Annotated in this window: 23 protein-coding genes; 12 read left to right on the forward strand and 11 right to left on the reverse strand. The window is 71.5% G+C overall.

Going from position 1 to position 25,750, the window contains the following annotated elements; all coding sequences use genetic code 11:
• Positions 1-3 precede the first annotated feature (3 nt).
• On the forward strand, positions 4-258 hold the full coding sequence (locus ACMCNK_RS27095; RefSeq protein WP_412739163.1) for a hypothetical protein: 255 nt from the start codon (positions 4-6) through the stop codon (positions 256-258).
• A gap of 105 nt (positions 259-363) precedes the next feature.
• On the opposite strand, the gene mdlC is transcribed toward ACMCNK_RS27095, so the two are convergent.
• From mdlC to ACMCNK_RS27135, 8 genes are all read right to left on the reverse strand, one after another.
• Entirely contained in the window at positions 364-1,962 is a 1,599-nt protein-coding gene (mdlC, locus tag ACMCNK_RS27100) for a benzoylformate decarboxylase (RefSeq protein WP_412739164.1), read from the reverse strand.
• Positions 1,963-2,022: 60 nt separating this feature from the next.
• Complete coding sequence (locus tag ACMCNK_RS27105; protein WP_412741009.1) at positions 2,023-2,295, reverse strand: DUF1707 domain-containing protein; 273 nt, start codon at positions 2,293-2,295, stop codon at positions 2,023-2,025.
• Positions 2,296-2,404: 109 nt separating this feature from the next.
• Positions 2,405-3,631: an ROK family transcriptional regulator gene (locus ACMCNK_RS27110; protein WP_412739165.1), complete on the reverse strand. Its 1,227-nt coding sequence runs from the start codon at positions 3,629-3,631 to the stop codon at positions 2,405-2,407.
• Positions 3,632-3,662: 31 nt separating this feature from the next.
• Positions 3,663-4,925 carry a sugar ABC transporter permease gene (locus ACMCNK_RS27115; RefSeq protein WP_412739166.1) on the reverse strand — a complete coding sequence of 421 codons (1,263 nt, stop codon included), beginning with the start codon at positions 4,923-4,925 and terminating at the stop codon, positions 3,663-3,665.
• On the reverse strand, positions 4,922-5,725 hold the full coding sequence (locus ACMCNK_RS27120; protein WP_412739167.1) for an ATP-binding cassette domain-containing protein: 804 nt from the start codon (positions 5,723-5,725) through the stop codon (positions 4,922-4,924). Before ACMCNK_RS27120 ends, ACMCNK_RS27115 begins: the two co-directional genes overlap by 4 nt.
• A gap of 156 nt (positions 5,726-5,881) precedes the next feature.
• Positions 5,882-6,988 carry a sugar ABC transporter substrate-binding protein gene (locus ACMCNK_RS27125; RefSeq protein WP_412739168.1) on the reverse strand — a complete coding sequence of 369 codons (1,107 nt, stop codon included), beginning with the start codon at positions 6,986-6,988 and terminating at the stop codon, positions 5,882-5,884.
• Positions 6,989-7,364: 376 nt separating this feature from the next.
• The gene (gene ybaK / locus ACMCNK_RS27130; RefSeq protein WP_412739169.1) at positions 7,365-7,847 is read right to left on the reverse strand and encodes a Cys-tRNA(Pro) deacylase; all 483 of its coding nucleotides are present in this window, start codon (positions 7,845-7,847) and stop codon (positions 7,365-7,367) included.
• Positions 7,848-7,915: 68 nt separating this feature from the next.
• Complete coding sequence (locus ACMCNK_RS27135) at positions 7,916-9,088, reverse strand: THUMP-like domain-containing protein (RefSeq protein WP_412739170.1); 1,173 nt, start codon at positions 9,086-9,088, stop codon at positions 7,916-7,918.
• Between the two features lie 231 nt (positions 9,089-9,319).
• Here ACMCNK_RS27135 and groES point away from each other — a divergent pair, with 231 nt between their 5' ends.
• The 3 genes from groES to ACMCNK_RS27150 all read left to right on the forward strand — a co-directional run bounded on the left by groES (position 9,320) and on the right by ACMCNK_RS27150 (position 13,238).
• Complete coding sequence (gene groES, locus ACMCNK_RS27140; protein ID WP_082771855.1) at positions 9,320-9,634, forward strand: co-chaperone GroES; 315 nt, start codon at positions 9,320-9,322, stop codon at positions 9,632-9,634.
• A gap of 71 nt (positions 9,635-9,705) precedes the next feature.
• Complete coding sequence (gene groL, locus ACMCNK_RS27145; protein WP_412739171.1) at positions 9,706-11,346, forward strand: chaperonin GroEL; 1,641 nt, start codon at positions 9,706-9,708, stop codon at positions 11,344-11,346.
• A 215-nt stretch (positions 11,347-11,561) separates the two neighbouring features.
• Positions 11,562-13,238 (forward strand): molybdopterin-dependent oxidoreductase, encoded by a 1,677-nt coding sequence (locus ACMCNK_RS27150; protein ID WP_412741010.1) that lies wholly within the window; start codon positions 11,562-11,564, stop codon positions 13,236-13,238.
• Between the two features lie 163 nt (positions 13,239-13,401).
• Here ACMCNK_RS27150 and ACMCNK_RS27155 read toward each other — a convergent pair whose 3' ends face one another.
• The gene (locus ACMCNK_RS27155; RefSeq protein ID WP_412739172.1) at positions 13,402-13,788 is read right to left on the reverse strand and encodes a WhiB family transcriptional regulator; all 387 of its coding nucleotides are present in this window, start codon (positions 13,786-13,788) and stop codon (positions 13,402-13,404) included.
• Between the two features lie 231 nt (positions 13,789-14,019).
• Between ACMCNK_RS27155 and ACMCNK_RS27160 the strand changes: the two genes are divergently transcribed.
• Positions 14,020-14,871, forward strand: a complete 852-nt coding sequence (locus ACMCNK_RS27160) for a response regulator transcription factor (RefSeq protein ID WP_412739173.1) — start codon at positions 14,020-14,022, stop codon at positions 14,869-14,871.
• A 174-nt stretch (positions 14,872-15,045) separates the two neighbouring features.
• On the opposite strand, the gene ACMCNK_RS27165 is transcribed toward ACMCNK_RS27160, so the two are convergent.
• On the reverse strand, positions 15,046-15,444 hold the full coding sequence (locus tag ACMCNK_RS27165) for a DUF5319 domain-containing protein (protein WP_412739174.1): 399 nt from the start codon (positions 15,442-15,444) through the stop codon (positions 15,046-15,048).
• 85 nt (positions 15,445-15,529) lie between these two features.
• On the opposite strand from ACMCNK_RS27165, the gene guaB reads away from it, so the two are divergent.
• The 5 genes from guaB to guaA all read left to right on the forward strand — a co-directional run bounded on the left by guaB (position 15,530) and on the right by guaA (position 23,112).
• Positions 15,530-17,059 (forward strand): IMP dehydrogenase, encoded by a 1,530-nt coding sequence (guaB, locus tag ACMCNK_RS27170; protein WP_412739175.1) that lies wholly within the window; start codon positions 15,530-15,532, stop codon positions 17,057-17,059.
• A 15-nt stretch (positions 17,060-17,074) separates the two neighbouring features.
• Positions 17,075-18,193, forward strand: a complete 1,119-nt coding sequence (locus ACMCNK_RS27175) for a GuaB3 family IMP dehydrogenase-related protein (protein WP_412739176.1) — start codon at positions 17,075-17,077, stop codon at positions 18,191-18,193.
• Between the two features lie 22 nt (positions 18,194-18,215).
• Complete coding sequence (locus ACMCNK_RS27180) at positions 18,216-19,661, forward strand: M1 family metallopeptidase (RefSeq protein WP_412739177.1); 1,446 nt, start codon at positions 18,216-18,218, stop codon at positions 19,659-19,661.
• Between the two features lie 125 nt (positions 19,662-19,786).
• On the forward strand, positions 19,787-21,544 hold the full coding sequence (locus ACMCNK_RS27185; protein ID WP_412739178.1) for a S8 family serine peptidase: 1,758 nt from the start codon (positions 19,787-19,789) through the stop codon (positions 21,542-21,544).
• A 20-nt stretch (positions 21,545-21,564) separates the two neighbouring features.
• Positions 21,565-23,112, forward strand: coding sequence for a glutamine-hydrolyzing GMP synthase (gene guaA, locus ACMCNK_RS27190; protein ID WP_412739179.1), 1,548 nt, complete (start codon positions 21,565-21,567; stop codon positions 23,110-23,112).
• 4 nt (positions 23,113-23,116) lie between these two features.
• Here the strand turns inward: guaA and ACMCNK_RS27195 are convergent, their stop codons facing one another.
• On the reverse strand, positions 23,117-23,395 hold the full coding sequence (locus tag ACMCNK_RS27195) for a PspC domain-containing protein (protein WP_412739180.1): 279 nt from the start codon (positions 23,393-23,395) through the stop codon (positions 23,117-23,119).
• A 293-nt stretch (positions 23,396-23,688) separates the two neighbouring features.
• Between ACMCNK_RS27195 and ACMCNK_RS27200 the strand changes: the two genes are divergently transcribed.
• Both ACMCNK_RS27200 and ACMCNK_RS27205 read left to right on the forward strand, forming a co-directional pair.
• Positions 23,689-24,636 carry an NUDIX hydrolase gene (locus ACMCNK_RS27200; RefSeq protein ID WP_412739181.1) on the forward strand — a complete coding sequence of 316 codons (948 nt, stop codon included), beginning with the start codon at positions 23,689-23,691 and terminating at the stop codon, positions 24,634-24,636.
• Positions 24,637-24,640: 4 nt separating this feature from the next.
• Positions 24,641-25,552, forward strand: a complete 912-nt coding sequence (locus ACMCNK_RS27205) for an NUDIX hydrolase (RefSeq protein WP_412739182.1) — start codon at positions 24,641-24,643, stop codon at positions 25,550-25,552.
• The last annotated feature ends 198 nt before the right edge of the window (positions 25,553-25,750 follow it).

The following is a 25,750-nucleotide window of genomic DNA, read 5'->3' on the forward strand; positions in this document are numbered from 1 at the left end:
CTCATGATCGCGCGGATGTGGGAGGTACGGGCCCTGGGCAGCGGCTTCGACGAGCTGCTGAGCTGGGTCTGCGACGAGGCGCTGCCCACGATCGAGGTGTTGCCGGCGCACGTGTCCAGCGAGGTCTACTCGTCCACGGACCACCGCATCGTCGTCATCTCGACGTGGCGTCACGACCCGGTCGAGTTGCCCGCCCCGCCCGATCGCCTGGTGGCCCGTTCCCCCCACGTCTGGGACTTCACGCCGGTCGACCGCTGAGCCCGCCGCGTCCCGCCCGCCACCAGCCGCGCGACGGTTCCCGCTGCTTGCCCGCGAAAGCTGCCGCTCGTCCGCCGAACACGGCACGGGTCGGCGCGACGGGTTTCACCAGTGCTTGGCGCTGAGGCGGTCGATCGGCACCTCGAGCAGGCGCGGGCCGCCGTCGGGGCGGGGCCGGCTGAGCTCGACGCGCAGCTCGTCGAGGGATTCCACCCGGTCGGCCGCGACGCCGTACCCGCGGGCGAGCTGAACGTTGTCGATGCCCGGCACCTGCAGCCCGGGAACGTCGCGGGTGCCGAGGAGCTGGCAGTAGTCCTCCAGCACCGCGTAGCGGTCGTTGCGCAGTACGACGACGGTGACCGGCACGCGGTACCGGGCAGCGCTCCACAGGGCGGGCACCGTGTACTGCAGCGCCCCGTCCCCGACGACCGCCACGACGGGCCGGTCCGGCCGGGCGAGCTGCACCCCGACCGCCGCCGGTACGCCGAAGCCGAGGCTGGCGCCGGCCGGGCTGTAGAAGCTGCCCGGCGTGTGGAACCGGATCTGATCCTGGCAGTCGCGCATGTTGGACACCGACTCGCAGACCACGACCCGGTCCGGTGGGGTCGTTTCCGCGATCGTCGCGTAGACGGCTGCTGCGGTCGGGTGCGGCCCGGCCGTACCGGTGGGTTGTGGGCGCGGGCCGGTGGGCGGTACGGGGCGACCGGGTGTCGCGGCGTCGGCGGCGAGCCATCGCAGTGCCGTGGCCACGTCACCGACGATCGCCTCGCCCAGCGGTGCCCGTGCCGCCTCCTGCGGGTCGTCGGTCAGCATGACCAGCGTGGCGTCGTCGGCCACGGGCCGGCCGGGGTCGTGCGGGTAGTACCTGAACACCGCGGCACCGGCCACCAGGACCAGGTCGTGCTCCTGAAGTACCTTCCCGACGCCGGACTCGGTGGCGGGCAGGACACCCTGGAACGCGGGATGCGCGGTGGGGAAGCCGCACCGGGGTTCCAGGGGAGCCCAGTACACCGGCAGCCGGTACCGTTCGGCCAGCGCCACGGCGGACTGCCATGCCCCGCCGGCGTCCAGCCCGGCCCCGATCAGCAGCACCGGGGAGCGCGCGGCGGCGAGCCGCCCGGCGAGCAGCCGGATCGCGGCCCGGTCGGGACCCGCGGTCGCGTGCACGGTGCGGCCGGTGAGCCGGGTGATCCGGTCGTCGTCGACCTCGGAGCTCCAGTCGTCCATCGGCAGGGACACGAGCACCGGCCCGGCCGGCGGGAGGGTGGCCAGGTGGATGGCGCGGGCGAGCGCGGCCGGTACGTCCTGCGGGCGGGGCGGCTCGAAACTCCACTTGACCAGGGGCCGGGGCAGGGTGCGCGGGTCGGGGTTGGTCAGCAGCGCCTCGGACGTCAGCATCGCGCGTACCTGCTGCCCGGCCGTGATGACCAGCGGCGTGCGGGCGGCGGCCGCGTTCACCAGCGCACCCATGGCGGTGGCAACGCCCGGCGCGCTGTGCACGTTGACGAGCGCGGGCCGGCCGGTCGCCTGGGCGTAGCCGTCGGCCATCCCGACCACCACACCCTCGTGCAGGCCCAGGACGTAGCGGAAGTCGGCCGGGAAGTCGGCCAGCATCGGCAGCTCCGTGGAGCCGGGGTTGCCGAAGATCGTGGTGAGCCCGTGGGCCCGGAACACGTCGAACGCCGCCTGTCGCACCGAGATCATGCTCGAACGATCGTTCAGCAAAATCGGCACCGGCAAGGCCGAAAGTCCCGGCCAGGTGGCTCAGGTCTGGTGCCTCAGCGCGACGAACACACCGAGCAGCAGCAGGGTCGCGATCGCCACGGCGAAGACCCACAGCAGTTCCGGGCGCTGCGGCGGGTCGGCGGGTGACTCGGCAGGCAGGTCACTGACGATCGCGTCGAGCTCGCCGAGCGTCCGCGCCTGGGCCACGGTCCCGACGCGTTCCGCGAACTCGTCCAGCGTGAGCCGCCCGGCGCCGGTGTGGCGCTCCAGCGCGGCCACGATCCGCTGCCGATCCTCGTCGGACGCGCGCATCTCCACCCGGGCACTGTAGCCGTCCCCGGCTGGATGAGGGGATCCTCGAGCACACGCAGCCGTCCCCGGCTGGATGAGGGGATCCTCGGGCACACGCAGCCGTCCCCGGTCAGATGAGGGGATCCTCGAGCAGACGTTCGAACGCCAGCTCGGCCGCGCCGATCAGGGCGGCGTCCGTGCCGAGTTCGGGGGTACGCAGCCGGATGTGTTCCCGGCAGGCCGGCAGCGCGACGGCGTTGAGCCGGCTGCGGATCTGCGCGGCGGCGACCAGGTACACGTCGCGCAGCGTGCCGCCGAAGATGACCGCCTCGGGGTTGAAGATGTTGACCAGGTTGCCCACGCCGAAGCCGATCCAGTCGCCGACCTGGCGGACCGCCTGACGGGCGATCCGGTCGCCGCGCCGGGCCGCCTCGACGACCTCCACCACGGCCGCGCTGCCCCAGACGTCTTCGCGGTGGGCGAGCCGCAGCAGGGCGTACTCGCCGATTTCGGTCTCCCAGCAGCCGCGCGACCCGCAGCTGCACGGGTGGCCCTGCGGGTTGACGACCATGTGGCCGACCTCGCCGCCGTAGCCGCCGTGCCCGCTGACCCGTCTGCCGCCCGCGATGATGCCGCCGCCGATGCCCACGTCGCCGTACAGATAGATGACGTTGTCGCAGCCGACGGCGGCGCCGCGGCTGTGCTCCACCAGCGCGGACACGTCCGCGACGTTGCCGACCAGGAACAGTCCGGCGTCGCCGGGGTCGCCGTCGCCCAGCCCGCTGCCGAGCTCACTGCTCAGTTCGCCGCCGAGTTCGGCGCTGAGCGCGCCGGAGACGTTCTCGTCGACCCACCCGATCGTCGGGGCGAGGCGGACGACGCCGTCGGCGCGCCGCACCATCCCGGCGATGGCCATGCCGCCGCCGACGCAGCGGGCGTCGTCGCCGACGCTGCGGTGCATGTCGCGGATGAAACCGGCGAGCGGCTGGACCGCGTCGATGACCTGCATGCCGCGCGGCCGGTCGGCCTCGCGGCGGTCCATGATGTGGCCGCCGAGGCCGACGCGGGCCGCGCGGATGCGGTCCACCTCGATGCTGATTGCGTACGCGTAGACCCGCGACGACTCGGGCCGGACGACAAGCGAGGGTCGTCCGGCCCGGCCGGTTTCGCGCGGAGCTTCCTCACTGATCAGGCCGGCCGTGGCCAGTTCTGCGGTGAGGGCGCCGATGGTGCTGCGGTTGAGCCCGAGCCGGCTGGTGAGTTCCGCCCGGGAGGTGGCGCCGTGCACGTGCACGTACCGCAGCAGGGTTCCGAGGTTGTGCCGGCGGACCTCCTCCTGGCTGGGGCCGGCCCGCATCAGCGTGCCGTCCCCGTACCCAGGATGGTTTTCATCGGTTGCCGGTGGCGGCCGCTCTGCGCCGGGACAGCGCATCGACGCCGGCGGCGGCGAGCAGCACCAGGCCGGTGAAGATGAACTTGGTGCCGGGGCTGAAGTTCATCAGGCCCATACCGTTGCCGATGACCGCGATGACCGCGCCACCGAGCACGGCGTCGATGATCCGGCCCTTGCCGCCGAAGAGGCTGGTGCCGCCGATGACGGCTGCGGCGACCGAGTACAGCAGGACGTCGCTACCGCCGGACTTCGGGTCGACCGAGCTGGCCCGGCTGGCGGCGATGATGCCGCCGACCGCCGCCATGAACGAGCCGATCATGAAGACCGAGATCCGGATCCGGTCGACCGGGATACCGGCGCGGCGGGCTGCCTCGGTGTTGCCGCCGACCGCGTACACGTGCCGGCCGTAGGTGGTGCGGCCCAGGACGAAGGTCCAGAAGATGGCCGCCACCGCGATGATCGGTACGACGATCGGCACACCCTTGAGCGAGTTGATGGCCGGGTTGATGGCCCGCTCCAGGGTGAGGAAGTAGGTCCCCACGAACACCAGGACGCCGACGCCGACGACGCGGGCGAACACGATGCCCATCGGGTCGTGGACCAGCCCGCGGGCCGCGCGACCGCGGACCTTGATGAGCTGCGCGGCGGCGTAGCCGCCCACCGCGACGATCGCCAGGATCCAGCTCGTCGCGACCGACATGTTCTTGTTGGCCAGCGCCAGCACGAACGAGTCGTGGATCGAGATGTTCGTGCCGCCGCCGAGCAGCAGCAGCAGCACGCCCTGGAACGCGAGGAAGGCGGCCAACGTGACGACGAACGACGGGATGCCGACCTTCGCCACCAGGAAGCCGAGCACCGAGCCGATGACCACGCCGGTGATCAGCGCGGCCGGGATGGCGGTGTACCAGCTCCACCCGTGGTTGGTGAGCAGCACGGCCATGACCGCACCGCACACGCCGCTGGTGTAACCCGCGGACAGGTCGATCTCGCCGAGCAACAGGACGAAGACCAGGCCCATCGAGATGAAGATGACCGCGGCGCCCTGGGAGAAGAGGTTTCCGAAGTTCAGTGCACTGAGGAACGTGTCCGGCCGGGCGAAGCCGAAGATCACTACGAGGACGATCAGGCCGAGGACGGCGGCCAGGCTGCCGATGTCGCCGCCGCGGACCCGCTGCCAGTAGCTCGTGAGATGACTACCCACGGTGGGTTGGACGACCTGGATGCCACCCGTGTTCGTCGTGGTGGTGCTTGTGCTCATCGGTCGTCTCCCGGCGTGATGTCGACGAAGTCGGAGGGCTTCTCGGGCGGCAGGCCGATGTTGCCGCTGCGCCCGGCGGTGATCAGTTCGACAACCTGGGAGTGGGTCACGTCGGTGGTCTTGACCTGGGCCGCCATCCGGCCGAGGTACAGCGCGGCGATCCGGTCGGCGACCGCGAAGACGTCGTTCATGTTGTGCGAGATGAGCACGACGCCGAGGCCGTTGTCGGCGAGCCGCCGGACCAGCTCCAGCACCTGGGCGGTCTGCGCGACGCCGAGGGCGGCGGTCGGCTCGTCCAGGATGACGACCTTGCTGTTCCACAGCACGGCCTTGGCGATGGCCACGGTCTGCCGCTGGCCACCGGAGAGGCTGGAGACGTGCTGGCGCAGCGACTTCACCGTACGGACGGAGAGGCTCTTGAGGGTCTGGCCGGCCATCTCCTCCATCGTGGGCTCGTCCAGGACGACGCCCCTCTTCTTCTCCCGCCCCAGGAACATGTTCTGGACGATGTCCAGATTGTCGCAGAGCGCAAGGTCCTGGTACACGACCTCGATGCCCAGCGCCGATGCGTCGCGGGGGCTGTGGATCGCTACTTCCTTGCCGTCGAAGAGCACCGATCCCGCATCGATCGAGTAGATGCCGCTGATGCATTTGACCATCGTCGACTTGCCGGCGCCGTTGTCGCCGACGAGTGCGGTGACCTCGCCGGGATAGACGTTCAAGGCGACGTCGTGCAGGACCTGTACGGGGCCGAAACTCTTGTCGACTCCGCGCAGCTCCAGAAGAGGTGTCGCGGCCACGGGTGGTTCTCCTTCGCTGGGTGACCGGGTGCGGGGTGGTGCGCCTGGCGGTGCGCTCCAGGGGGTGGGAGCGACGCCCGGCGCCGCCCACGCTGGTGGGCGTGAGCGGCGCCGTCGTCAGCCGTTCGGGTCGAGCCCGAGCTGCGCTTCAGCAGGTCAGCTGATGCCCGCTTCGGTGCACATCTTGGCGTACTCGCCGGTGCAGAGCTGCTCCTTGGTCACGAAGCCGTCCGCGACGACGTCCTTGACGTTGTCCTTGACGATGGACTTCGGGGTCAGCAGCACGGACGGGACGGCGGCCTTCGACTCCGGGTCGGTCGTCGTGCCGGTGGCGGTGGTCGGCTTCTCACCCTTGGCCAGCGAGATGGCGAGCGCGGCAGCCGCGTCGGCCTCCTGCTTGATGGCCTTGTAGACGGTCATGCACTGGTCGCCCGCGAGGATGTTCTGCAGGCCCTGCACGGTGGCGTCCTGGCCGGTGACCGGGACCTGGCCGTTCAGCTTGTTCTTCTTGAGCACCTGGATGGCCGCGTTGCCGAGGCCGTCGTTGGCGGCGAGCACACCCTTGATGTTCTTGTTCTGGGTGAGCATCTGCTCGAAGATCGTGCCGGCCTGAGCGTTGTCCCAGTCCGGAACGGACTGGTTCGGGCCCTTGGTGTACTCGCCCGAGGCGTACTTCGGGTCGAGCTGCGAGTTGTAGCCCTGCGCGAACAGCGTGGCGTTGTTGTCGGTCGGGGAACCGTTCAGCTCGGCGACCACCGGCTTGGTGTACTTCTTGGCGGTCAGGCAGTCGATGAGGCCCTTGCCCTGCAGCTCGCCGACCTTCACGTTGTCGAAGCTGACGTAGTAGTTCGCGCCACCGTTGAGCGTGAGGCGGTCGTAGTCGATGGTGGCGATACCCGCGGCCTTGGCCTTGTCGAGCACGGCCTTACCGGTACCGGAGTCCAGGTTGACGATCATCAGGACCTTGACGCCGCTCGAGATCATGCCGTCGGCGATGGTCTGGAACTGGCTCTTGTCACCCTGGGCGTTCTGGATGTCAGCCTGTACGCCGGCCGCGTCGAACGCCGCCTTCAGGTACTTGGGGTCGTCGGTGCCCCACCGCTGCGAGCTGGCGGTGTCGGGCAGGATCACGCCCACCTTGCCGACCGACGAGGTGCCGGTGCCGCTGCCGGTGTTGTCCGAAGTCTTGTCCTTGCTGCAGGCAGCCATGCTGCCGGTGGCCAGCAGGCCCACGGCGGCAAGAGCGAACAGTCCCTTACGCATTCCTGTGTTCCTTTCGGGGTGATCCGAGGCTTCTCGGACTGTGTGGTGTGCGCTGCCGGGAGTGTCGCTCCCCGAGACGCTGTGGATCAGGAGCCGGTTTGTTGTGTCGGGCAACGTATTCCCGCTGTGCCGCATCGCACAAGGTGGTACGCGGCTCGATTTTGTTGTTCGCGATAACAATCCGGCAACGCGCCTGTGACACGCTCTCTCGCGGCATCCCGGTGATGCGCTCCCGGCCTTGTCAACCACTCAAATTGCCCTGCACCGCGACGCTAAGTCACCTGCGGTTTCCAACTTGCCCCATCTCGGGTAAATGAGCGGGGTTATGCGGTAACGGTGTCGTAACGGAACCTTGCTCCCGGTCGTTATGTGTAGTTCAGGCCCTGATTGCCGCGACTGTCGCGCCAGTCAGCCGGACCAGATCGGCGGGGTTGAGCGAAACTTGAAGTCCGCGGCGGCCCGCGGAGATAACCATCTGATCAAGGTCCAGAGCCGAGTCGTCGACCACCGTGGGCAGGCGGCGCCGCTGACCCAGCGGGCTGATGCCACCGCGTACGTAGCCCGTGCTGCGCTCCGCCGCGGCGCGGTCCGCCAGCGCGGCGCGCTTGCCACCGACCGCGGCGGCCAGAGCCTTGAGGTCCAGGTCGCCGGTCACCGGCACCACGGCCACGGTCAACGCCCCGTCGACCTCGGCGACCAGCGTCTTGAACACCCGCCGCGGGTCGACGCCCAGGGCCTCGGCCACCAGGGCGCCGTAGTTCGGCGCGTCCGGCGCGACCTCGTACGGGTGCAGCTCGTACGCCACCCCCTCGGCGCTCAGCAGTGCCGTCGCCGGGGTGCCCGCGCTCTTCTTCGCCACGCGCGAAGGCTAGCTCCCGACAGTGTCTCCATGGTGGAGCCCCACGGTGTCCGCTGTGTCCCTTGTGATCACGGCGCGCAGAGCAAAGCGGTGGGGGCGTTGGCGATCCGGGTCAGCACAAGGGACGCCGCGTGCGGGCCGGACAGACGCAGATCGTGGCGCAGCCGCTCGGGCTCCAGCGCCGACCCCCGCTTGCGGATCTCCAGCCGCCCGACGCCCCGTTCGCGCAGCAGGGCCCGCAGCCGCTTCAGCGAGAACGGCAGCACGTCGGTCACCGCCAGCCGCCGCCCGAGCGGCGTGTCGACCGGGTCGTCGGTGTACACGTACGCGATCTGCGGGTCGGCGATCCGCCCGCCGATCCCGGCCGCGAACTCCGCGACCAGATGGGCCCGGACCACCGCCGGGTCCGGGTCGTACAGGTACGACCCGACTCCGCCGACCGCGGCGGCCGCGTCCCCGCTGCCGGTCAGCGTGAACGTCTCCGTACCCCGCAGCACGGTCGCCCGGCGCGGCGCCGCCGCGAGCGGCCCGCACCAGAACGCGGCCTCGACGAGGTCGCCGTCGACGCTGACCCACTCGCCCTCGGCGCCGGGCGGCAGCAGCGCGTGGTCGATGCCGGGCGCCAGCTTCAGGACGGTACGTGGCACCCGCGCCGGCAACCCGGCGACGAAATCCCACGGCGGCGACCAGGAGTCGGGGTGCAGGGCGCGGCCCCGGCCGGTGCGCCGGGCGGGGTCGGCGAAGACCGCGTCGACGCCCGCCAGGTCCACGGTTGTCGCGTCGGCGCACGTCACCGTGATCAGGTCGTCCAGCCCGGTGGTTGCGGCGTTCGCCGCGGCCAGTGCGGCGGTCAGCGGGTCGGCGTCGACCGCGTACACCCGGATGCCGGCGCGGGCCGCGGCCAGCGCGTCCGCGCCCAGCCCGCAGCCCAGATCGGCCAGGGTGGTGACGCCCGCGGCGCGCAGGCGGGCCGCCCGCCGGTCCGCGATGACCGCCCGGGTGGCCTGCTCCAGCCCGGCCCGGGTGAAGAACATGGTGGCGGCCGCCGCGCCGAACTTGCCGGCCGCCCGGCGCCGCAGGTCGGTCTGGGTGAGCGCGGCGGCGGCCAGCGGCGGCGGCACGCCGCGGGCGCGCAGCCGAGCGGCGGCGGCCAGTGGGTCGGCGCCGGACACCTCGTCGGCGGCCGCGAGCGCGGCCGACCCCTCGGCGGTACGCAGTGTTGCCAGCAGTTCCAGGTCCACGGGGAGTCATTCTCGCGGGTACGGCGTGTTGGCACTCTCCTTGACGGAGTGCCAGTACCGGCATAATCTCCGATTAGCACTCTCACTACGAGGGTGCCAGCCGTGCGGACCCGCCGGGGCCGCGCGACGAGCGCCAGGCGGACCGGCACCCGCGACGACGGCCCCGCCCGGTGGCATGAGGCATCCGGCCGGCCACCTGGCCGGCGACGACACCAAGTACCCCAGGAGGGTATGCCCGTGACTACCGCGACCAAGGTTGCGATCAAGCCGCTCGAGGACCGCATCGTGGTCCAGGCGAACGAGGCTGAGACGACCACGGCGTCGGGCATCGTGATCCCCGACACCGCCAAGGAGAAGCCGCAGGAGGGCACCGTCCTCGCTGTCGGCCCCGGCCGCATCGACGACAAGGGCAACCGCATCCCGGTTGACGTCAAGGTCGGCGAGACGGTCCTGTACTCGAAGTACGGCGGCACCGAGGTCAAGTACGCCGGCGAGGAGTACCTGGTGCTCTCCGCCCGCGACGTCCTCGCGGTCATCGAGAAGTGACCTACTGACAGTGCTGACCGCCTCGGTCCGGTGTGCCGGACCGAGGCGGTGGTGCGTGAAGGGACCACTACATGGCGAAGATCCTCAGTTTCTCTGACGACGCCCGGCACCTGCTGGAGCACGGCGTCAACGCGCTCGCCGACACGGTCAAGGTCACCCTGGGCCCGAGGGGCCGCAACGTCGTCCTCGACAAGAAGTTCGGCGCGCCCACGATCACCAACGACGGCGTCACCATCGCCAAGGAGATCGAGCTCACCGACCCGTACGAGAACCTCGGCGCCCAGCTGGTCAAGGAGGTGGCGACCAAGACCAACGACGTCGCCGGCGACGGGACCACCACGGCGACCGTGCTCGCCCAGGCACTCGTCCGCGAGGGCCTGCGCAACGTGACCGCGGGTGCCAACCCGATCGCGCTCAAGCGCGGCATGGACGCTGCCGCCGAGGCGGTCTCCAAGGCCCTGCTCGACAAGGCCGTGGCGGTCGCCGACCACCAGGCCATCGCGAACGTGGCCACCATCTCCGCGCAGGACGCCACGATCGGCGAGCTCATCGCGCAGGCGATGGACCGCGTCGGCCGCGACGGCGTCATCACGGTGGAGGAAGGCTCGGCGCTGAGCACCGAGCTGGAGGTCACCGAGGGTCTGCAGTTCGACAAGGGCTTCATCTCGCCGAACTTCGTGACCGACGCCGAGGCGCAGGAAGCCGTCCTGGAGGACGCGTACCTGCTCATCAGCACGCAGAAGATCTCCAGCATCGAGGAGCTTCTGCCGCTGCTGGAGAAGGTCGTCCAGGCCGGCAAGCCGCTGCTCATCATCGCCGAGGACGTCGAGGGTCAGGCACTGTCCACCCTGGTCGTCAACGCGCTGCGCAAGACCGTCAAGGTCGTGGCCGTCAAGGCCCCCGGCTTCGGCGACCGGCGCAAGGCGATGCTGCAGGACCTGGCGATCGCCACCGGCGGTGAGCTCGTCGCCCCCGAGCTGGGGTACAAGCTGGACCAGGTCACCCTGGAGATGCTGGGCACCGCCCGGCGCGTCGTGGTCGACAAGGAGAACACCACGATCGTCGACGGCGGCGGCCAGAAGTCCGAGGTGGAGGACCGCGTCGCGCAGATCCGCAAGGAGATCGAGGCGTCGGACTCCGACTGGGACAAGGAGAAGCTGTCCGAGCGGCTGGCCAAGCTGTCCGGCGGTGTTGCGGTCATCAAGGTCGGTGCCGCCACCGAGGTCGAGATGAAGGAGCGCAAGCACCGCATCGAGGACGCCATCGCGGCGACCAAGGCAGCGGTCGAGGAGGGCACCGTCCCCGGCGGCGGCGCCGCGCTCACGCAGATCACCTCGGTGCTCGACGGTGACCTCGGCCTGTCCGGCGAGGAGGCCAGCGGCGTGGTGATCGTCCGCAAGGCGCTCGTCGAGCCGCTGCGCTGGATCGCGCAGAACGCGGGCCACGACGGCTACGTCGTGGTCGGCAAGGTGAGCGGCCTCGGCTGGGGCCACGGCCTCGACGCGGCCAAGGACACGTACGTCGACCTGGCCGCGACCGGCATCATCGACCCGGTGAAGGTGACCCGCAACGCGGTCTCCAACGCCGTCTCGATCGCCGGCCTGCTGCTCACCACGGAAAGCCTCGTGGTGGAGAAGCCCAAGGCCCCGGAGCCCGCCGCGGCGGGTGGCCACGGGCACGGCCACGGCCACCAGCACGGCCCGGGCTTCTGACCGGAATCGTTTCAGAAAAGGCGCGCCGGCTTTCCCGGCGCGCCTTTTTCGTGCCCGGTTCCTGCGGACATGTCACCGGCACGTAAGACCATGGTTCGCCAGGGCCGGAGCAGGATAGGGGAGTGAAACTCTCCGTACGGGCCGGACTGGCCGGTGTTGCGGCGGCCGCGGTCGCCCTCGGCGTCGCCGAGGTCGTTGCGGTCGTCACCGGGCCACTGTCCGCGCCGCTGTTGGCCGTCGGCGGGGTCGTCGTCGACAACGTGCCGGCCCCGGTCAAGAACGCCGGCGTCGCGATCTTCGGCGTGCACGACAAGACCGCCCTGATCACGGGTACGGCGCTGCTGCTGGGGGCGTACGCGTTCGGGGTGGGCGTGCTGGCGCTGCGGTCGTGGCGGGCGGCGCTGGCCGGGATCGCCCTGTTCGGGGTGATCGGCGCGGCCGCCGCGGTGACCCGGCACGACGCCGGCCCCGGCGCGGCCCTGCCCGCCCTGGTCGGCGCAGCCGTGGCCGCGGTGGTGCTGCGCCTGCTGCTGGCCCGCGCGACGGATGGCGCTCCGGCGGATGCGGGTCCCTCGCCGATTCCGCCTCCGCCGGATGCGGCCCCGTCTTTGCCGGATGCGGCTCCGCCTCCGCCGGACGCGGCCCCGTCTCTGGCGGATGCGGCTCCGCCTCCGCCGGATGCGGCCCCGTCCGTGGCGGATGCGGCCCCGCCTCCGCCGGACGCGGGCCCGGCACGGTCGGATGAAGATGCGGCGGATGCGGCCCCGGCCACGGCGGATGCGGGCTTGGCGCGACTGACCCGTCGACCGGATCACCCCCCGGCGCAGCCGTGGGCGGGGCGGCGACGGTTCCTGCAAGGGCTGGGTATCGCGGCCGGGGCCGCCGTGGTCAGTGGTGTCGCGGGGCGGCTGCTGACCGGCCGCCGCGCGGTGACCCAGGCCCGCAAAGCCGTGGTCCTGCCCGCGCCGGTGTCGCCCGCCCGGCCGGTGCCGGCGGGCGCGCAGGTTCGCGGCGTCACGCCGTACGTGTCGACGAACGGGGATTTCTACCGGATCGACACCGCGCTGTACCCGCCGCAGGTCGACCCGGCGACGTGGCAGCTGCGGGTGCACGGGATGGTGCGCAACCCGATCACCTTGAGCTGGGAAGATCTGCTGCGCCGCCCGATGATCGAGCGGTACGTGACGCTGGCGTGCGTCTCCAATGAGGTCGGCGGTGAGCTGATCGGCAATGCCCGCTGGCTGGGTACCCCGGTCAAGGCCCTGCTCGACGAGGCGGATCCGCTGCCGGACGCCGACCAGGTGGTGCAGCGTTCGGTGGACGGGTGGACCTGCGGCAGCCCCACCGCGATCCTGCGCGACGGCCGCGACGCGCTGCTCGCGATCGGCATGAACGGGCGCCCGCTGCCGGTCGAGCACGGCTTCCCGGTCCGTCTGGTGGTCCCCGGCCTGTACGGCTACGTGTCGGCCTGCAAGTGGGTGACGGAGCTGGAGCTGACCCGGTTCGCGGACTTCGACGCGTACTGGGTGCCGCGCGGGTGGGCGCAGCAGGCACCGATCAAGACCCAGTCGCGCATCGACACCCCGCGCGACGGGGCGAAACGTCCGGCCGGGCAGATCGTCGTGGCGGGCGTGGCGTGGGCCCAGCATCGCGGCATCGCCAAGGTCGAGGTGCAGGTCGACGGGGGACCGTGGCAGACCGCCACGCTCGCCGAGACGGTGTCGGCGGACACCTGGCGGCAGTGGTTCCTGCCCTGGACGGCCACTCCGGGCCGGCACACGTTGCGGGTACGGGCCACCGACACCACCGGTGCGACTCAGCCGGGCACACCGGCGCCGCCGGAGCCGGACGGCGCCACGGGCTGGCACACGGTGACCCTCGCCGTCCAGTAACCCGAAAGACGCACTTTGCGTCCGCCTCCGCCCCCGAATTCGCTCGTACGGTGCCTTGCATGTCAGCCGATGCGGTTGAAGAGCCGCTGAACGCGTCGGCGCGGCCCCTGTCCCGGAGCCGCGTCGCGAACTGTGCCGAGACCCCCCGGATCGTCGAACGCCGTCAGGCCGCGGTCACCCGCCGCTGTGTCGGCACGGCGGTCTTGTGGGGGCCGAGGCGCGCCTCGAGCCGAGCAAGGTCGACCCGTCCGTGATGGCGGTCGGCCAGGTCCTCCCAGCCGATCGCGAGCAGGCGCAGCCGTTCTGTCTCGCTGAAACCTCCCCAGACCCCGTACGGTTCGCGAACCGCCAGGGCGTGGGCCGCGCACTCGGCCCGGACCGGGCACGTCCGGCACACCGCCTTGGCGTTGACCTCCCGGCGGTTGCGCGACGATCCGCGCTCGCCGTCGGGGTGGAAGAACTGGGCGCTGTCGCGCCCCCGGCACCGGCCGAGCCGCTGCCAGTCCCACCGATCGGCGATGGGTCCGGGCAGTCTGCGAAGGTTCGACATCAACACCCTCCTCCCGCGCGGCACCGCGGAGTGTGGTCGTTTCAGGGCCGGCCACCGGCCTGCCGCGGGTGTACCCCGGGGGTGCCCGGCTCACACCCATCGTGTCGATGTGTCCTCCAGCCGTATCCCATCGCTGCCGCAAGCCATGGGGATCTTTCCCGTTTTTTCCATCTAAAGCGCGTAATGCTGCGGCCGTTGCGTGATCTCCTCTGAGAGAGAAGGAGGATCACTGTGCGTACCGTCCTCGTGTGCGTCCGAACCCCGCTGGCGGCTCAGACCGTCGCGTCCACCGCGGCCCGGCTCGGCATGACCGGGGTCGTCCGGACCGCCGTCAGTGAGACCGAGGCCATGATCCGTTTGGCCGAGCGGCCCGCAGAGATCGTCCTGGCCGATACCGCCGTGACCCGCCCCGACAGCGTGGGCTTCACCCGGCGGGTGCTCGCCCGTGCGCCCGCGGCGCAGGTCGTGCTGTTCGGCGCCGAAGACCCGCGGGTCGCCGCGGCGGCCGTCGCCGCCGGTGCCCGGGGTGTCATTCGCGGCGTCGAGCACGACCTGGTCAGCGTGGTGGCAAAGGCGCTGCTGCTGCTCCTGCTGCCGGTACGGCCGCAGGGCGGCATGCCGATCAACAGTGCGAACGTCCAGCCGGCAACGGTCGCGGGTGCCGCCCGCAACAACAATTCGGCCCAGGCGCGCGGCCTGCATCGCGAAGGGCTGGGCATGGGCGCCGGCAACGGGGGCCCCGTCCCCGCGATGCTGCCGAACTCGCCGATGGTGCCCGTGCAGCGCGGCGACGTCCCGCTGGACCCGGCCACCGGCCGGCCCGCGGCCTGGCCCGCCAACGAGGGCTCGCCGGTCGGGGTCGCCGAGGCGGCGCCCGCCGGTCGGCGGCTCACCCTGACGGAGCGTGAGCTGCAGGTCCTGCGTGGCATGGCCGACGGCAAGAGCAACGCGGAGATCGGACGCGAACTGTTCGTCTCCGAAGACACGGTCAAGACCCACGCTCGCCGCCTGTTCCGCAAACTGGGCGCCCGCGACCGCGCCCACGCGGTAGCCGCCGGCTTCCGCGCCGGCCTGGTCGCCTGACCACCCAAAAACCGAGAGCCGGGCAGGCACGGGTCACCGCAAGACCCCACCCGCGATCGCCGCCGCTGAGTTGTGGCCCGAAAGGGTGGCTGCGAAGTGTGCAGTCGCCCTTTCGGGCCACAACTCAGCGGTGAACAAGGCGATCGCCTGCGGAGCGAAGCGGAGCCAGCCAGCTCAACTCTCCTCGTCCGTACCTTCGGTGAGGGTGTCGTGTACCCCGTCGGCGTAGCCGCGGGCATATTCCCAGGTGACGTAGTGGTCCGGGTCCGGGTCGTACGCGGGCTCGTGCACCCGGGGGCGGCCGCTGCTCAGCAGGTGGCGCAGGTTGCCGCGGAGCAGGTCCCAGTCGAAGTAGTGCGGCTCGTGGCAGTCCTCACACTCGATGACCAGCCCGCGGATGCCCGTCGGACTCAGCAGCGCCTGGTAGATCTCCAGGTCGGAGAGGTCCTCGAGGACGTCCTGGCGCTCGGACTCGGTCAGCGGGTCGTTGTCGGCGTCCTCGGTGAGGTCGTCGAGGCCCGCGGAAGGGTCGGCGGGGTCCCCGTTGAACGGGTCGATCGGTTCTTCCTGCACCTGTTCACCGTACCTAGTCCGGGGCGCTGTGTGGTGGGCCGCACGGGCTGTCCGGGGAGAAGGGCGGGCACCCTGCATGGGTAGGATGGAGCCTTCCACCACCGCCGACCACCACCGGGGATCATTCGTGGACACAGACTCCGCCCGCACCGTGCCTCTGGGACTCACCTTCGACGATGTGCTGCTGCAGCCCGGCGAGTCCGACGTCGTGCCGAGCCGGGTCAACACGATCACCCGCCTGACGCGCAACGTCGAGTTGTCGATCCCGCTGCTGTCCAGCGCCATGGACACGGTCACCGAGGCGCGGATGGCGATTGCCATGGCCCGCCAGGGCGGCATCGGCGTGCTGCACCGCAACCTCTCGCTGGAGGACCAGGCGATGCAGGTCGACCTGGTGAAGCGGTCGGAGTCCGGCATGATCACCAATCCGGTCACCTGCAGCCCCGACGACACCCTGACCGAGGTCGACGCGCTCTGCGGCCGGTACCGCATCTCCGGCGCTCCGGTGGTCGACGGCGAGGGCACCCTGGTCGGCATCGTCACCAACCGTGACATGCGGTTCGTCACCGACCACTCGGCCAAGGTCCGCGACGTCATGACCAAGATGCCGCTGGTCACCGCGCCGGTAGGGGTCAGCAAGGACGAGGCGCTGGCGTTGCTGCAGCAACACAAGATCGAAAAGCTTCCGCTGGTGGACGGCGCGGGCCACCTGCGGGGTCTGATCACGGTCAAGGACTTCACCAAGAGCGAGCAGTACCCGAACGCCACCAAGGACCCGCAGGGCCGCCTGCGCGTGGCCGCGGCCGTCGGCGTGGGTGAGGACGCGTACAAGCGGGCCCGGGCGCTGGTGGACGCGGGCGTCGACGTCGTCATCGTCGACACCGCGCACGGCCACCAGCGGGCGGTGCTGGAGATGGTGGCCCGGGTCAAGCGGGACACCACGGTCGACGTCGTGGGCGGCAACATCGCCACGTACGCGGGGGCCAAGGCCCTCGTCGACGCGGGCGCCGATGCGGTCAAGGTCGGGGTGGGTCCCGGCGCGATCTGCACCACCCGGGTGGTCGCGGGTGTCGGCGTGCCCCAGATCACCGCGATCATGGAGGCTGCCCGCGCGTGCGTCCCGGCCGGGGTGCCGGTCATCGCGGACGGCGGCGTGCAGTACTCCGGGGACATCGCCAAGGCGATCGTGGCGGGGGCCGAGACGGTCATGCTCGGCAGCCTGCTGGCCGGGTGCGAGGAGAGCCCCGGCGATCTGATCTTCATCAACGGCAAGCAGTACAAGCAGTACCGGGGGATGGGCTCGCTCGGCGCGATGCAGTCGCGCGGGCAGGGCAAGTCGTATTCCAAGGACCGCTACTTCCAGCAGGACGTCAACGAGGACAAGCTGGTCCCCGAGGGCGTCGAGGGTCAGGTGCCCTACCGTGGCCCGCTGTCGCGGGTGGCGCACCAGCTCATCGGTGGCCTGCGCGCGGCCATGGGTTACGTCGGCGCCGAGACCATCCCCGACCTGCAGCAGCGCGGGCAGCTCATCCGGATCACCGCGGCCGGGCTCAAGGAGAGCCACCCGCACGACATCCAGATGACCGTCGAGGCACCCAACTACCACTCTCGCTGAGGGAACAGAACAGACATGCGTGACGTCGTGGAGATCGGCCTCGGGAAGACCGCGCAGCGCGGCTACCACCTCGACGACATCGCGATCGTGCCCAGCCGGCGCACCCGCGACGTCGACGACGTGTCCACGGAATGGCGGGTCGACGCGTACCCGTTCAAGATTCCCTGCGTCGCGCACCCGTCCGACGCCACCATGAGCCCGGAATCGGCGATCGCCCTGGGCCGCCTCGGCGGCCTGGGCGTTCTCAACGCCGAGGGGCTGTGGACCCGGTACGAGGACCCCACCAAGATCCTTGAGGAGCTGGCCGCGCTCGACGCGGACGCGGACGCCACCCGGCGTCTGCAGGAGGTGTACGCGGAGCCGATCCGCCCCGACCTGATCGCCGAGCGGGTCCGCGCCATGCGCGAGGGCGGCGTGACCGTCGCCGTGCGCGTGTCGCCGCAGCACACGCTCGCGCTCGCCCCGGTCGTCCTGGACGCCGGCGTCGACCTGCTCGTCATCCAGGGCACGCTGGTGTCCGCGGAGCACGTGTCCACCACGGACGAGCCGCTCAATCTGAAGGAGTTCATCGCCGACCTCGACCTGCCGGTCATCGTCGGCGGCTGCACCGACTACAAGACCGCGCTGCACCTCATGCGTACGGGGGCGGCCGGCGTGATCGTGGGCGTCGGCGCGGACGAGTGGTCGACGACGGACACCGTGCTCGGCATCCGGGTGCCGATGGCGACCGCGATCGCGGACGCCGCCGCGGCCCGCCGCGACTACCTCGACGAGACCGGCGGCCGGTACGTGCACCTGATCGCGGACGGCGGCATCTCCACGTCGGGCGACATCGCCAAGGCGATCGGTTGCGGGGCGGACGCGGTCATGCTCGGCGAGCCGCTGTCGCTGGCCGAGGGAGCCCCGGCCGGCGGGGCGTGGTGGCACTCCGCCGCCAGCCACCCCAACCTGCCCCGCGGCGGGTTCTGCATCGCGGGCGAGCCGGACGGCACGCTGGAGGAGATCCTGTACGGCCCGGCCGACCGCCCGGACGGCCAGCTCAACCTGTTCGGCGGGCTGCGGCGGGCCATGGCGAAGTGCGGGTACCGCGACGTCAAGGAGTTCCAGAAAGTCGCCCTGGTCCTCGACCGCTGAGCCGAGCCCATACCCTCGGATCATGGGGGAGCTGTCCGTGAAGTGGGTCGTGTGCGCCGGTCTCGTGGCGACGCTTGCCGTCGGTGGCTGTACGGCGGGGCGCGACTCGACCACCGATCGCCCGTCGGCCCCCGCGTCGCAGCGGGCGCCGCATTTCACCCCGGGTGCGGCCGGCGCCGGTGACCCGTACTTCCCGACGTACGGCAACGGCGGGTACGACGTCGCCGGCTACGATCTCGCGCTGCGCTTCGACCCAGCCACCGGGAAGCTGGCCGGCACCGCCACGATCACGGCGACCGCGACGCAGGATCTGTCCCGCTTCAACCTCGACCTGGCCCACCTGGCCGCGTCCGAGGTGCGCGTGGACGGGCGGCCCGCCACCAGCCGGGCGGAGGGCAACGAACTCGTGGTCACCCCGGCCGCCGGCATCGTGCAGGGCCGCCCGTTCACCGTCGTGGTGCGGTACGGCGGGGTGCCCGAGCCGCTCAACAACGAGGCGCTCGGCAAGGGTGGCTGGTTCCGTACCGACGACGGCGCGTTCGCGCTGGGTCAGCCCGAGTCCGCCAGCACCTGGTTCCCGGTGAACGACCACCCGTCGGACAAGGCGACGTTCCGGCTCGCCATGACCGTGCCCGACGGGCTGGAGGTGCTCAGCAACGGGGTGCCGGGGCGGCGGGCCAGCACAGCCGGCTGGACCACCTGGGCCTGGGCGGAGAACACGCCGATGGCCAGCTACCTGGCGACCGTGGTGATCGGACAGTACCGGATCACCACGACCACCCACGCCGGGAAACCGATGATCCTGGCGGTGCCCGAGTCGATGCCCGCGGGTAGTCCGGCGGCGAAGTCGATCGCCCGTACCGGCGAGATCACCGATTTCCTGGCGAGCCAGTTCGGGCCGTATCCGTTCGATGCGAACGGCGGGGTGGTGGTCGCCGACGACCGGCTCGACTACGCGCTGGAGACCCAGACCCGCCCGGTGTACGGCGACACGTTCTTCTCCGGCAGCGAGGACACCGGAGTCGTCGCACACGAGCTCGGCCACCAGTGGTACGGCGACAGCCTCGCCCTGCACCGATGGCAGGACATCTGGCTCAACGAGGGCTTCGCCACGTACGCGGACTGGCTGTGGCAGGAGCACGAGGGCAAGCGCACGGTGGCGCAGAGCTTCGACGGCACGTACGCGAAGTTCACCGACTGGTCCGAGCCGACCGGCAAGCCCGGCCCGGACGGGATCTTCGACCCCGCGGTCTACGAGCGTGGCGCGATGACCCTGTACGCGCTGCGCCGCGAGATCGGCGACGCCGCGTTCGCGGGCCTGCTGAAGTCGTGGGCCGCGCAGCACCGCGACGGGAACGTCACCACGGACGAGTTCATCGCCGCCGCCCAGCAGGCGTCCGGTGGCCGCGACCTGGGCCCGCTGTTCCAGGCGTGGCTGTTCGGCACGACCAAGCCGCCGCGCCCCTAGCGGCTGGCCAGCTCCGGGAGGCAGCTCGCTACCTGATCGCCCCCGATCCGCTCCCCGCCTACCGGAATCTCCGCCGACGGTGGGGAAGCCAGGTCGTGTGACCGGCGTTTCGTGCGGAGGTTTGAATGCGGGCTGGCGTTGGGGCCATGGCGGTGTGCCTGGTGGCCGGGTGTCTGATCGTGGCGGGCGACCCGGCGACCGCCGCGGAACCCGTACCGGTGCAACCGGCCGTACCGCTGGTCGTCGGGCTGCGTGACCCCGGGGTGACGGCGGCGACGGCCGCGAGCACGGACACCGGCGTGGTGCAGCGGCTCGGCGAGCAGGTCGACGTCGTCGCGAGCGCCCCGCTGGCCGACGCGGTCTCGGTGGACGTGCCCGCCGACCAGGTCGCCGCGGCCACCGCCGCGCTGCGCACCGACCCGGCCGTCCGGTACGTCGAGCAGGACCACGTCGCGCACGCCGACGCGGTCGTCCCGAATGATCCCGCGTTCACGTACCAGTGGGGGGTGAGGCGGACCGGTGTCGACTCGGCCTGGGCCACCACCCACGGCTCCAGCAGCGTCATCATCGCCGTGGTCGACACCGGCGTCACCACGACCCCCGATCTGGCCGGCCGGGTGCTGCCGGGACACGACTTCGTCAACAACGACAGCAGTGCCGCCGACGACAACGGCCACGGCACGATGGTGGCGGGGGTCGCGGCCGCGGCCGGCGACGACGCCACAGGCATCGCCGGGGTGTGCTGGACCTGCAAGATCCTGCCGGTCAAGGTGCTCGGCCGCGACGGCAGCGGTGACTACAGCAAGATCGTGCAGGGGATCCGGTGGGCGGCCGACCACGGCGCCACCGTCATCAACCTGTCCCTCAGCGGTACGGCCGACAGTCAGCTGATGCGTGACGCGGTCACGTACGCGATGAGCAAGGGCGCGCTGGTGGTGGCGGCCGCGGGCAACGACGGCCGCAGGACGCAGCACTTCCCGGCGGCGATCCCGGCCGTGCTGTCGGTGGGCGCCTCCACGTCGAAGGACGCCCGTTACTCCTGGTCGAACTACGGCGGCTGGGTGGACGTCGCCGCGCCCGGCTGCAACCCGTCGCAGGCCAAGGACCGGGCGATCATGGTGTTCTGCGGTACTTCGTCGGCGTCGCCGCTGGTCGCGGGCATTGCGGCGCTGCTGGCCTCGACCGACCCCGCGCCAACCCCCGTCAAGATCCGTACGGTGCTGAGTGCCTCGGCCCGGCAGCTCTCCTCGGACTGGGTGGCCTGGGGCCGCGTCGACGCGGCGGCCGCACTCGCGGCGCTGTCGGACCAGACCGCTCCGACCGTGGCGTTCCGCACCCCGGCGCCGTCCGCGTTGGTCGGTGGCACGGTCGGCGTGCGGGCGTCCGCCGGTGACGACCAGGGCGTCAGCCGGGTCCAGCTGCTGCTCAACGGCAGTGTGGTGGCCTCGGACATCGCGGCCCCGTACGTGCTGCGGTGGCCGTCGGCGCCGCGCAACGGCACCACGAACCTGGTGCTGCGGGTGTTCGACCGGGCGGGCAACGTCGCGACCGCGCGCCGGACCGTGTCGGTGGACAGCGCCGGACCGAAGGTCACCATCACGAAGGCTCCGGCGAACCGTACCCGGCACGTCCGCGGCACGAAGACTGTCACCGCTCAGGCGACCGATCTGCACGGGGTCGCGCGGATGGAACTGGTGGTCGACGGCAAGGTCATCCAGCGGTACGCGGTGCCGCGTAGCGTCACCGCGAAGCCCGGTGCCGTGGCCCGGCACAAGTTCACGGTGCAGACCGGGAAGTTCGGCCGGTCGATGACGGTGCGGGTCCGGGCGTACGACTCGGTCGGCAATCTGCGCTCCGCCCCGGCCCGGAAGTGGTATCGCTGACGCCGGTAAACTCAGGCGTCATGAGCACACCCCGGCCGGTTCTCGTTGTCGACTTCGGCGCCCAGTACGCCCAGCTGATCGCCCGACGGGTCCGCGAGGCGCGGGTGTATTCGGAGATCGTGCCGCATTCGATGCCGGTCGCCGAGATGCTCGCCAAGGATCCGGCCGCGATCATCCTGTCGGGCGGCCCGTCGAGCGTGTACGAGCCGGGCGCCCCCGCCCTCGACGCGGGGCTGTTCGACAGCGACGTGCCGGTGTTCGGCATCTGCTACGGCTTCCAGGCGATGGCCCAGGCGCTCGGCGGGACGGTGGACCGCACCGGCGCCCGCGAGTACGGCCGTACGGTGCTGACCACGCAGAACGGCACCCTGCTGCGGGAGCTTCCCCCGGGCCTGCCGGTGTGGATGAGCCACGGCGACAGCGTGGCGGTCGCCCCGGCCGGGTTCGCGGTGACCGCGTCGTCGCCGGGCGCGCCGGTGGCCGCGTTCGAGGATCTGGCCGCGCGCCGGGCCGGGGTGCAGTTCCACCCCGAGGTGGCGCACACCGAGCAGGGTCAGGAGGTGTTGCGCCGCTTCCTGTACGACATCGCGGGCATCGAGCCGACCTGGACCCCGACGAACATCATCGAGGAGCAGGTCGCCGCGATCCGCGCCCGGGTGGGCGACAAGCAGGTGATCTGCGGGCTGTCCGGCGGCGTCGACTCGGCGGTCGCCGCGGCGCTGGTGCACAAGGCGGTCGGTGACCAGCTCACCTGTGTCTTCGTCGACCACGGCCTGCTGCGCGCCGGCGAGGCCGAGCAGGTCGAGAAGGATTACGTGGCCGCCACCGGCATCCGGTTGAAGGTGGTCGACGCGGCCGACCGGTTCCTGGGCCACCTGGCCGGGGTCACCGACCCTGAGCAGAAGCGCAAGATCATCGGCCGGGAGTTCATCCGCGTCTTCGAGCAGGCGGCCCGCGAGGTCGACGCCGAGCGGCACGTGGAGTATCTGGTGCAGGGCACCCTGTACCCGGACGTGGTGGAGTCCGGCGGCGGCACCGGTACGGCGAACATCAAGAGCCACCACAACGTCGGCGGGCTCCCGGAGGATCTGCAGTTCGCGTTGGTCGAGCCGCTGCGCACGCTGTTCAAGGACGAGGTGCGCGCTCTCGGCGCCGAGCTGGGGCTGCCCGAGGAGATCGTGCAGCGCCACCCGTTCCCCGGGCCCGGCCTGGCGATCCGGATCATCGGGGCGGTGGACCGCGAGCGGCTGGACATCCTGCGCGCCGCCGACCTGATCGCCCGCGAGGAGCTGACCGCCTCGGGGCTGGACCGCGACGTCTGGCAGTTCCCGGTGGTGCTGCTGGCGGACGTGCGCAGCGTCGGGGTGCAGGGCGACGGCCGGACCTACGGGCACCCCGTCGTGCTGCGGCCGGTCTCCAGCGAGGACGCCATGACCGCGGACTGGTCGCGGCTGCCGTACGACGTCATCGCGCGGATCTCGACCCGCATCACGAACGAGGTGCCCGAGGTCAACCGGGTGGTGCTGGACGTGACCAGCAAGCCGCCGGGCACGATCGAGTGGGAGTGACCCGTCACGCCACCGGCGTGGTGGGCTGACCCCAGGCAGGGTCCGCCGGGTTCGGCCAGACCGGGGCGGCGGGCTGCGGCCCCTCAGGCATGATCAGCCACATGACCGGGTAGGCCAGCAGCGCCGCGCCGCCGGTCACGATGGCCAGCACGGCGAAGCCGACCCGGACCACCACGGGGTCGATGCCGAAATAACGGCCGAGGCCACCGCAGACCCCGGCGAAGACGCGGTCGTCGGTCGTTCGGCGCAGTTGCTTGTACGAGGTGACAGTCGGTTCAGTCATGCCTCCCAGAGTGGGCGCTGCGGTGCCTTACGCGCCTCGGTGACCGCCCCGATCCCGGCCCTGACTTCCGTCTCCGGGTCGGGCCGCGTGCCTTTCAGATGGGGCTGGACTCGCCGGAACTGGCGTTGCCGAGGCACCCCGGAGCGGTGTCATAATTGTGTTGCACACCGTAACTGTGCGAGCGCAGATCGCGGGTAAACCAGCCCTGATCTGCGGCTACGCAGCGCTATCGCCCTGTCAGGAATCCGACAGACCTTTATTTCAGGTGACATAACCCGGGGAGAATCCGGCCCGTGACCCCCGCGCTCGAACCACTTCGCAGGATCGCGGCCTATGCCGTCGCGACCGACCCTGATGGCCGCGTCCTTCTGGTCCGGGCCTCCTCCCGGTCCGGCACCCCCGGAGTCTGGTCGCTGCCCGGCGGCGCCGTCGACCACGGCGAGGACCCCAACCACACCGTCGTCCGCGAAACCGCCGCCGAGACCGGTCTGTCCGTCGCGGTCACCGGCCTGCGCGACGTCCTCGCGGACATGCGCTCCCTGCCGCACCGCGGCGTCACCATCCACACCGACCGCCTCGTGTACGAGGTGTCCGTCCGCGGCGGCACCCTGTGCGACCGGGCCGGGCGCTCCACCGACCTGGCGCGCTGGCACACCCCGCAGGAGGCGGAGCACCTGAAGCTGCGCCCGTTCACCGCGTCCGCCCTCGGGCTCGGTGCCGCGTCCGCCGACCTGCGCCCGGAGGAGGCGCCGGACTTCCCGTCCTTCTACGCGTACCCCGGCCCGGACGGGCTGCACCGCGCGCAGCGCTTCGCGGCGTACGCGATCGCCACCGACCCGGGCAACCGGCTGCTTTTGACCCGCATCGCCCCCGGATACCCGGGCGCCGGCTGCTGGCACCTGCCCGGCGGCGGCACCGACTACGGCGAGCAGCCCGGCACCGCGCTCATCCGGGAACTGGTCGAGGAGACCGGCCAGATCGGGCGGCTCGTCGAGCTGCTGGGCGTCGCCAGCCACCGTGACGCCGCCTCGCTGGGCCCCGAGGGCTACCCGATCGACTGGCACGGCGTGCGCGCGTTCTACCGGGTCGTGGTCGAGTCGCCCACCGAGGTGATCGTGAAGGATGTGGGCGGTTCCACCTCCGAAGCGTGCTGGATGCCGCTGGCCCAGGTCACCGAGCTGCCCGTGAACCAGCTCACGGAAGTCACGGCGGAAGCGCTGAAGGCCGCGCGGCTAACGTAGGGGCGTGCGGATCAGACGGGTGGGGGCGTACGGGCTGGTGCGCGACGGCGACGGCCGGGTGCTTCTGGCCCGCGGCTCGGACGCCTCCGAGTTCCCCGGCGTCTGGTCCCTGCCCGGCGGCGGGGTGGACCAGGGCGAACACCCCGAAGACGCGGTGGTGCGCGAGTTCGCCGAGGAGACCGGCCTCGCGGTGCGGGTGCTGCGCCTGCGCGAGGTCACCGCGGATGTCGTGCGTCTGCCCAGCTCCGGGGCGTACGAGCACACCGATCGGGTGATCTACGAGGTCGAGCCGTACGCGGGGCGCCTGCGGGACGAGGTCGACGGGACGACCGATGCGGTGGCCTGGGTCACCGCCGACGAGCTGACCGGCTTGCCGGTGCACCCGTGGACCGCCCGGCTGCTCGGCCGGCCCGTCCCCGCGGACTCCGATCCACCGCGCGACGAGAACGTGCCGCTGGCCACGCCGGCCCGGGTCCAGCGCTTCGGTGCGTACGCGGTCGCCACCGACCCGGACGGGCGGATCCTGCTGACCCGGATCGCGCCCGGATACCCCGGCGCCGACCGCTGGCACCTGCCCGGCGGAGGCACCGACCACGGCGAGACCCCGGAACAGGCCCTGGCCCGTGAGCTGGTCGAGGAGACCTCACAGCGCGGCCGGATCACCGGCCTGCTGTCGATCTCCCACAAGTACGATCCGGCCGCGCTCGGCCCCGAAGGAGTGCCCGTCGACTGGCACGTCATCCGGGTTCTGTTCAGAGTTTTGATCGATGCGCCGACAGTACCCGTAGTGACAGAGGCGGCCGGTGGATCCACCGCCGAGGCGGGCTGGTTCAGCCTCGCCGAGGCGGAGCGGCTACCGCTCACCGACGTCGCACGGTCGGCGGTACGACAGGTCGGGGCTGAACCGGTCCGATAGAATCGGCCCAGGGACTCCGGTGAACCCGGGCCTGCCCGTCCGCCGAGAGAAGAGAAGTGAGGTGGCGGCCGCCGTTGCCCGCAACCGGTCGATCGGTCTCTCGCAAAGACCGGGCGGCTGTGCAATGGTGTAACCCGCCAACGAGCCGAAGAGACGGACGAGGCCCCACCCGGCCGCTGCAGAGCAGGCGGGTGACCG

The sequence above is a fragment of the Krasilnikovia sp. MM14-A1259 genome (assembly GCF_047159535.1).
In the GTDB taxonomy this organism is placed as follows: domain Bacteria; phylum Actinomycetota; class Actinomycetes; order Mycobacteriales; family Micromonosporaceae; genus Actinoplanes.

What these genes read in the sequence shown, in the direction of transcription:
- ACMCNK_RS27095 (WP_412739163.1), top strand. Translation starts at nt 4, where the DNA reads ATGATCGCGCGGATGTGGGAGGTACGGGCCCTGGGCAGCGGCTTCGAC.
- mdlC (WP_412739164.1), bottom strand. Translation starts at nt 1,962, where the DNA reads ATGATCTCGGTGCGACAGGCGGCGTTCGACGTGTTCCGGGCCCACGGG.
- ACMCNK_RS27105 (WP_412741009.1), bottom strand. Translation starts at nt 2,295, where the DNA reads ATGCGCGCGTCCGACGAGGATCGGCAGCGGATCGTGGCCGCGCTGGAG.
- ACMCNK_RS27110 (WP_412739165.1), bottom strand. Translation starts at nt 3,631, where the DNA reads ATGCGGGCCGGCCCCAGCCAGGAGGAGGTCCGCCGGCACAACCTCGGA.
- ACMCNK_RS27115 (WP_412739166.1), bottom strand. Translation starts at nt 4,925, where the DNA reads ATGAGCACAAGCACCACCACGACGAACACGGGTGGCATCCAGGTCGTC.
- ACMCNK_RS27125 (WP_412739168.1), bottom strand. Translation starts at nt 6,988, where the DNA reads ATGCGTAAGGGACTGTTCGCTCTTGCCGCCGTGGGCCTGCTGGCCACC.
- groES (WP_082771855.1), top strand. Translation starts at nt 9,320, where the DNA reads ATGCCCGTGACTACCGCGACCAAGGTTGCGATCAAGCCGCTCGAGGAC.
- groL (WP_412739171.1), top strand. Translation starts at nt 9,706, where the DNA reads ATGGCGAAGATCCTCAGTTTCTCTGACGACGCCCGGCACCTGCTGGAG.
- ACMCNK_RS27155 (WP_412739172.1), bottom strand. Translation starts at nt 13,788, where the DNA reads ATGTCGAACCTTCGCAGACTGCCCGGACCCATCGCCGATCGGTGGGAC.
- guaB (WP_412739175.1), top strand. Translation starts at nt 15,530, where the DNA reads ATGGAGCCTTCCACCACCGCCGACCACCACCGGGGATCATTCGTGGAC.
- ACMCNK_RS27175 (WP_412739176.1), top strand. Translation starts at nt 17,075, where the DNA reads ATGCGTGACGTCGTGGAGATCGGCCTCGGGAAGACCGCGCAGCGCGGC.
- ACMCNK_RS27180 (WP_412739177.1), top strand. Translation starts at nt 18,216, where the DNA reads ATGGGGGAGCTGTCCGTGAAGTGGGTCGTGTGCGCCGGTCTCGTGGCG.
- ACMCNK_RS27185 (WP_412739178.1), top strand. Translation starts at nt 19,787, where the DNA reads ATGCGGGCTGGCGTTGGGGCCATGGCGGTGTGCCTGGTGGCCGGGTGT.
- guaA (WP_412739179.1), top strand. Translation starts at nt 21,565, where the DNA reads ATGAGCACACCCCGGCCGGTTCTCGTTGTCGACTTCGGCGCCCAGTAC.
- ACMCNK_RS27195 (WP_412739180.1), bottom strand. Translation starts at nt 23,395, where the DNA reads ATGACTGAACCGACTGTCACCTCGTACAAGCAACTGCGCCGAACGACC.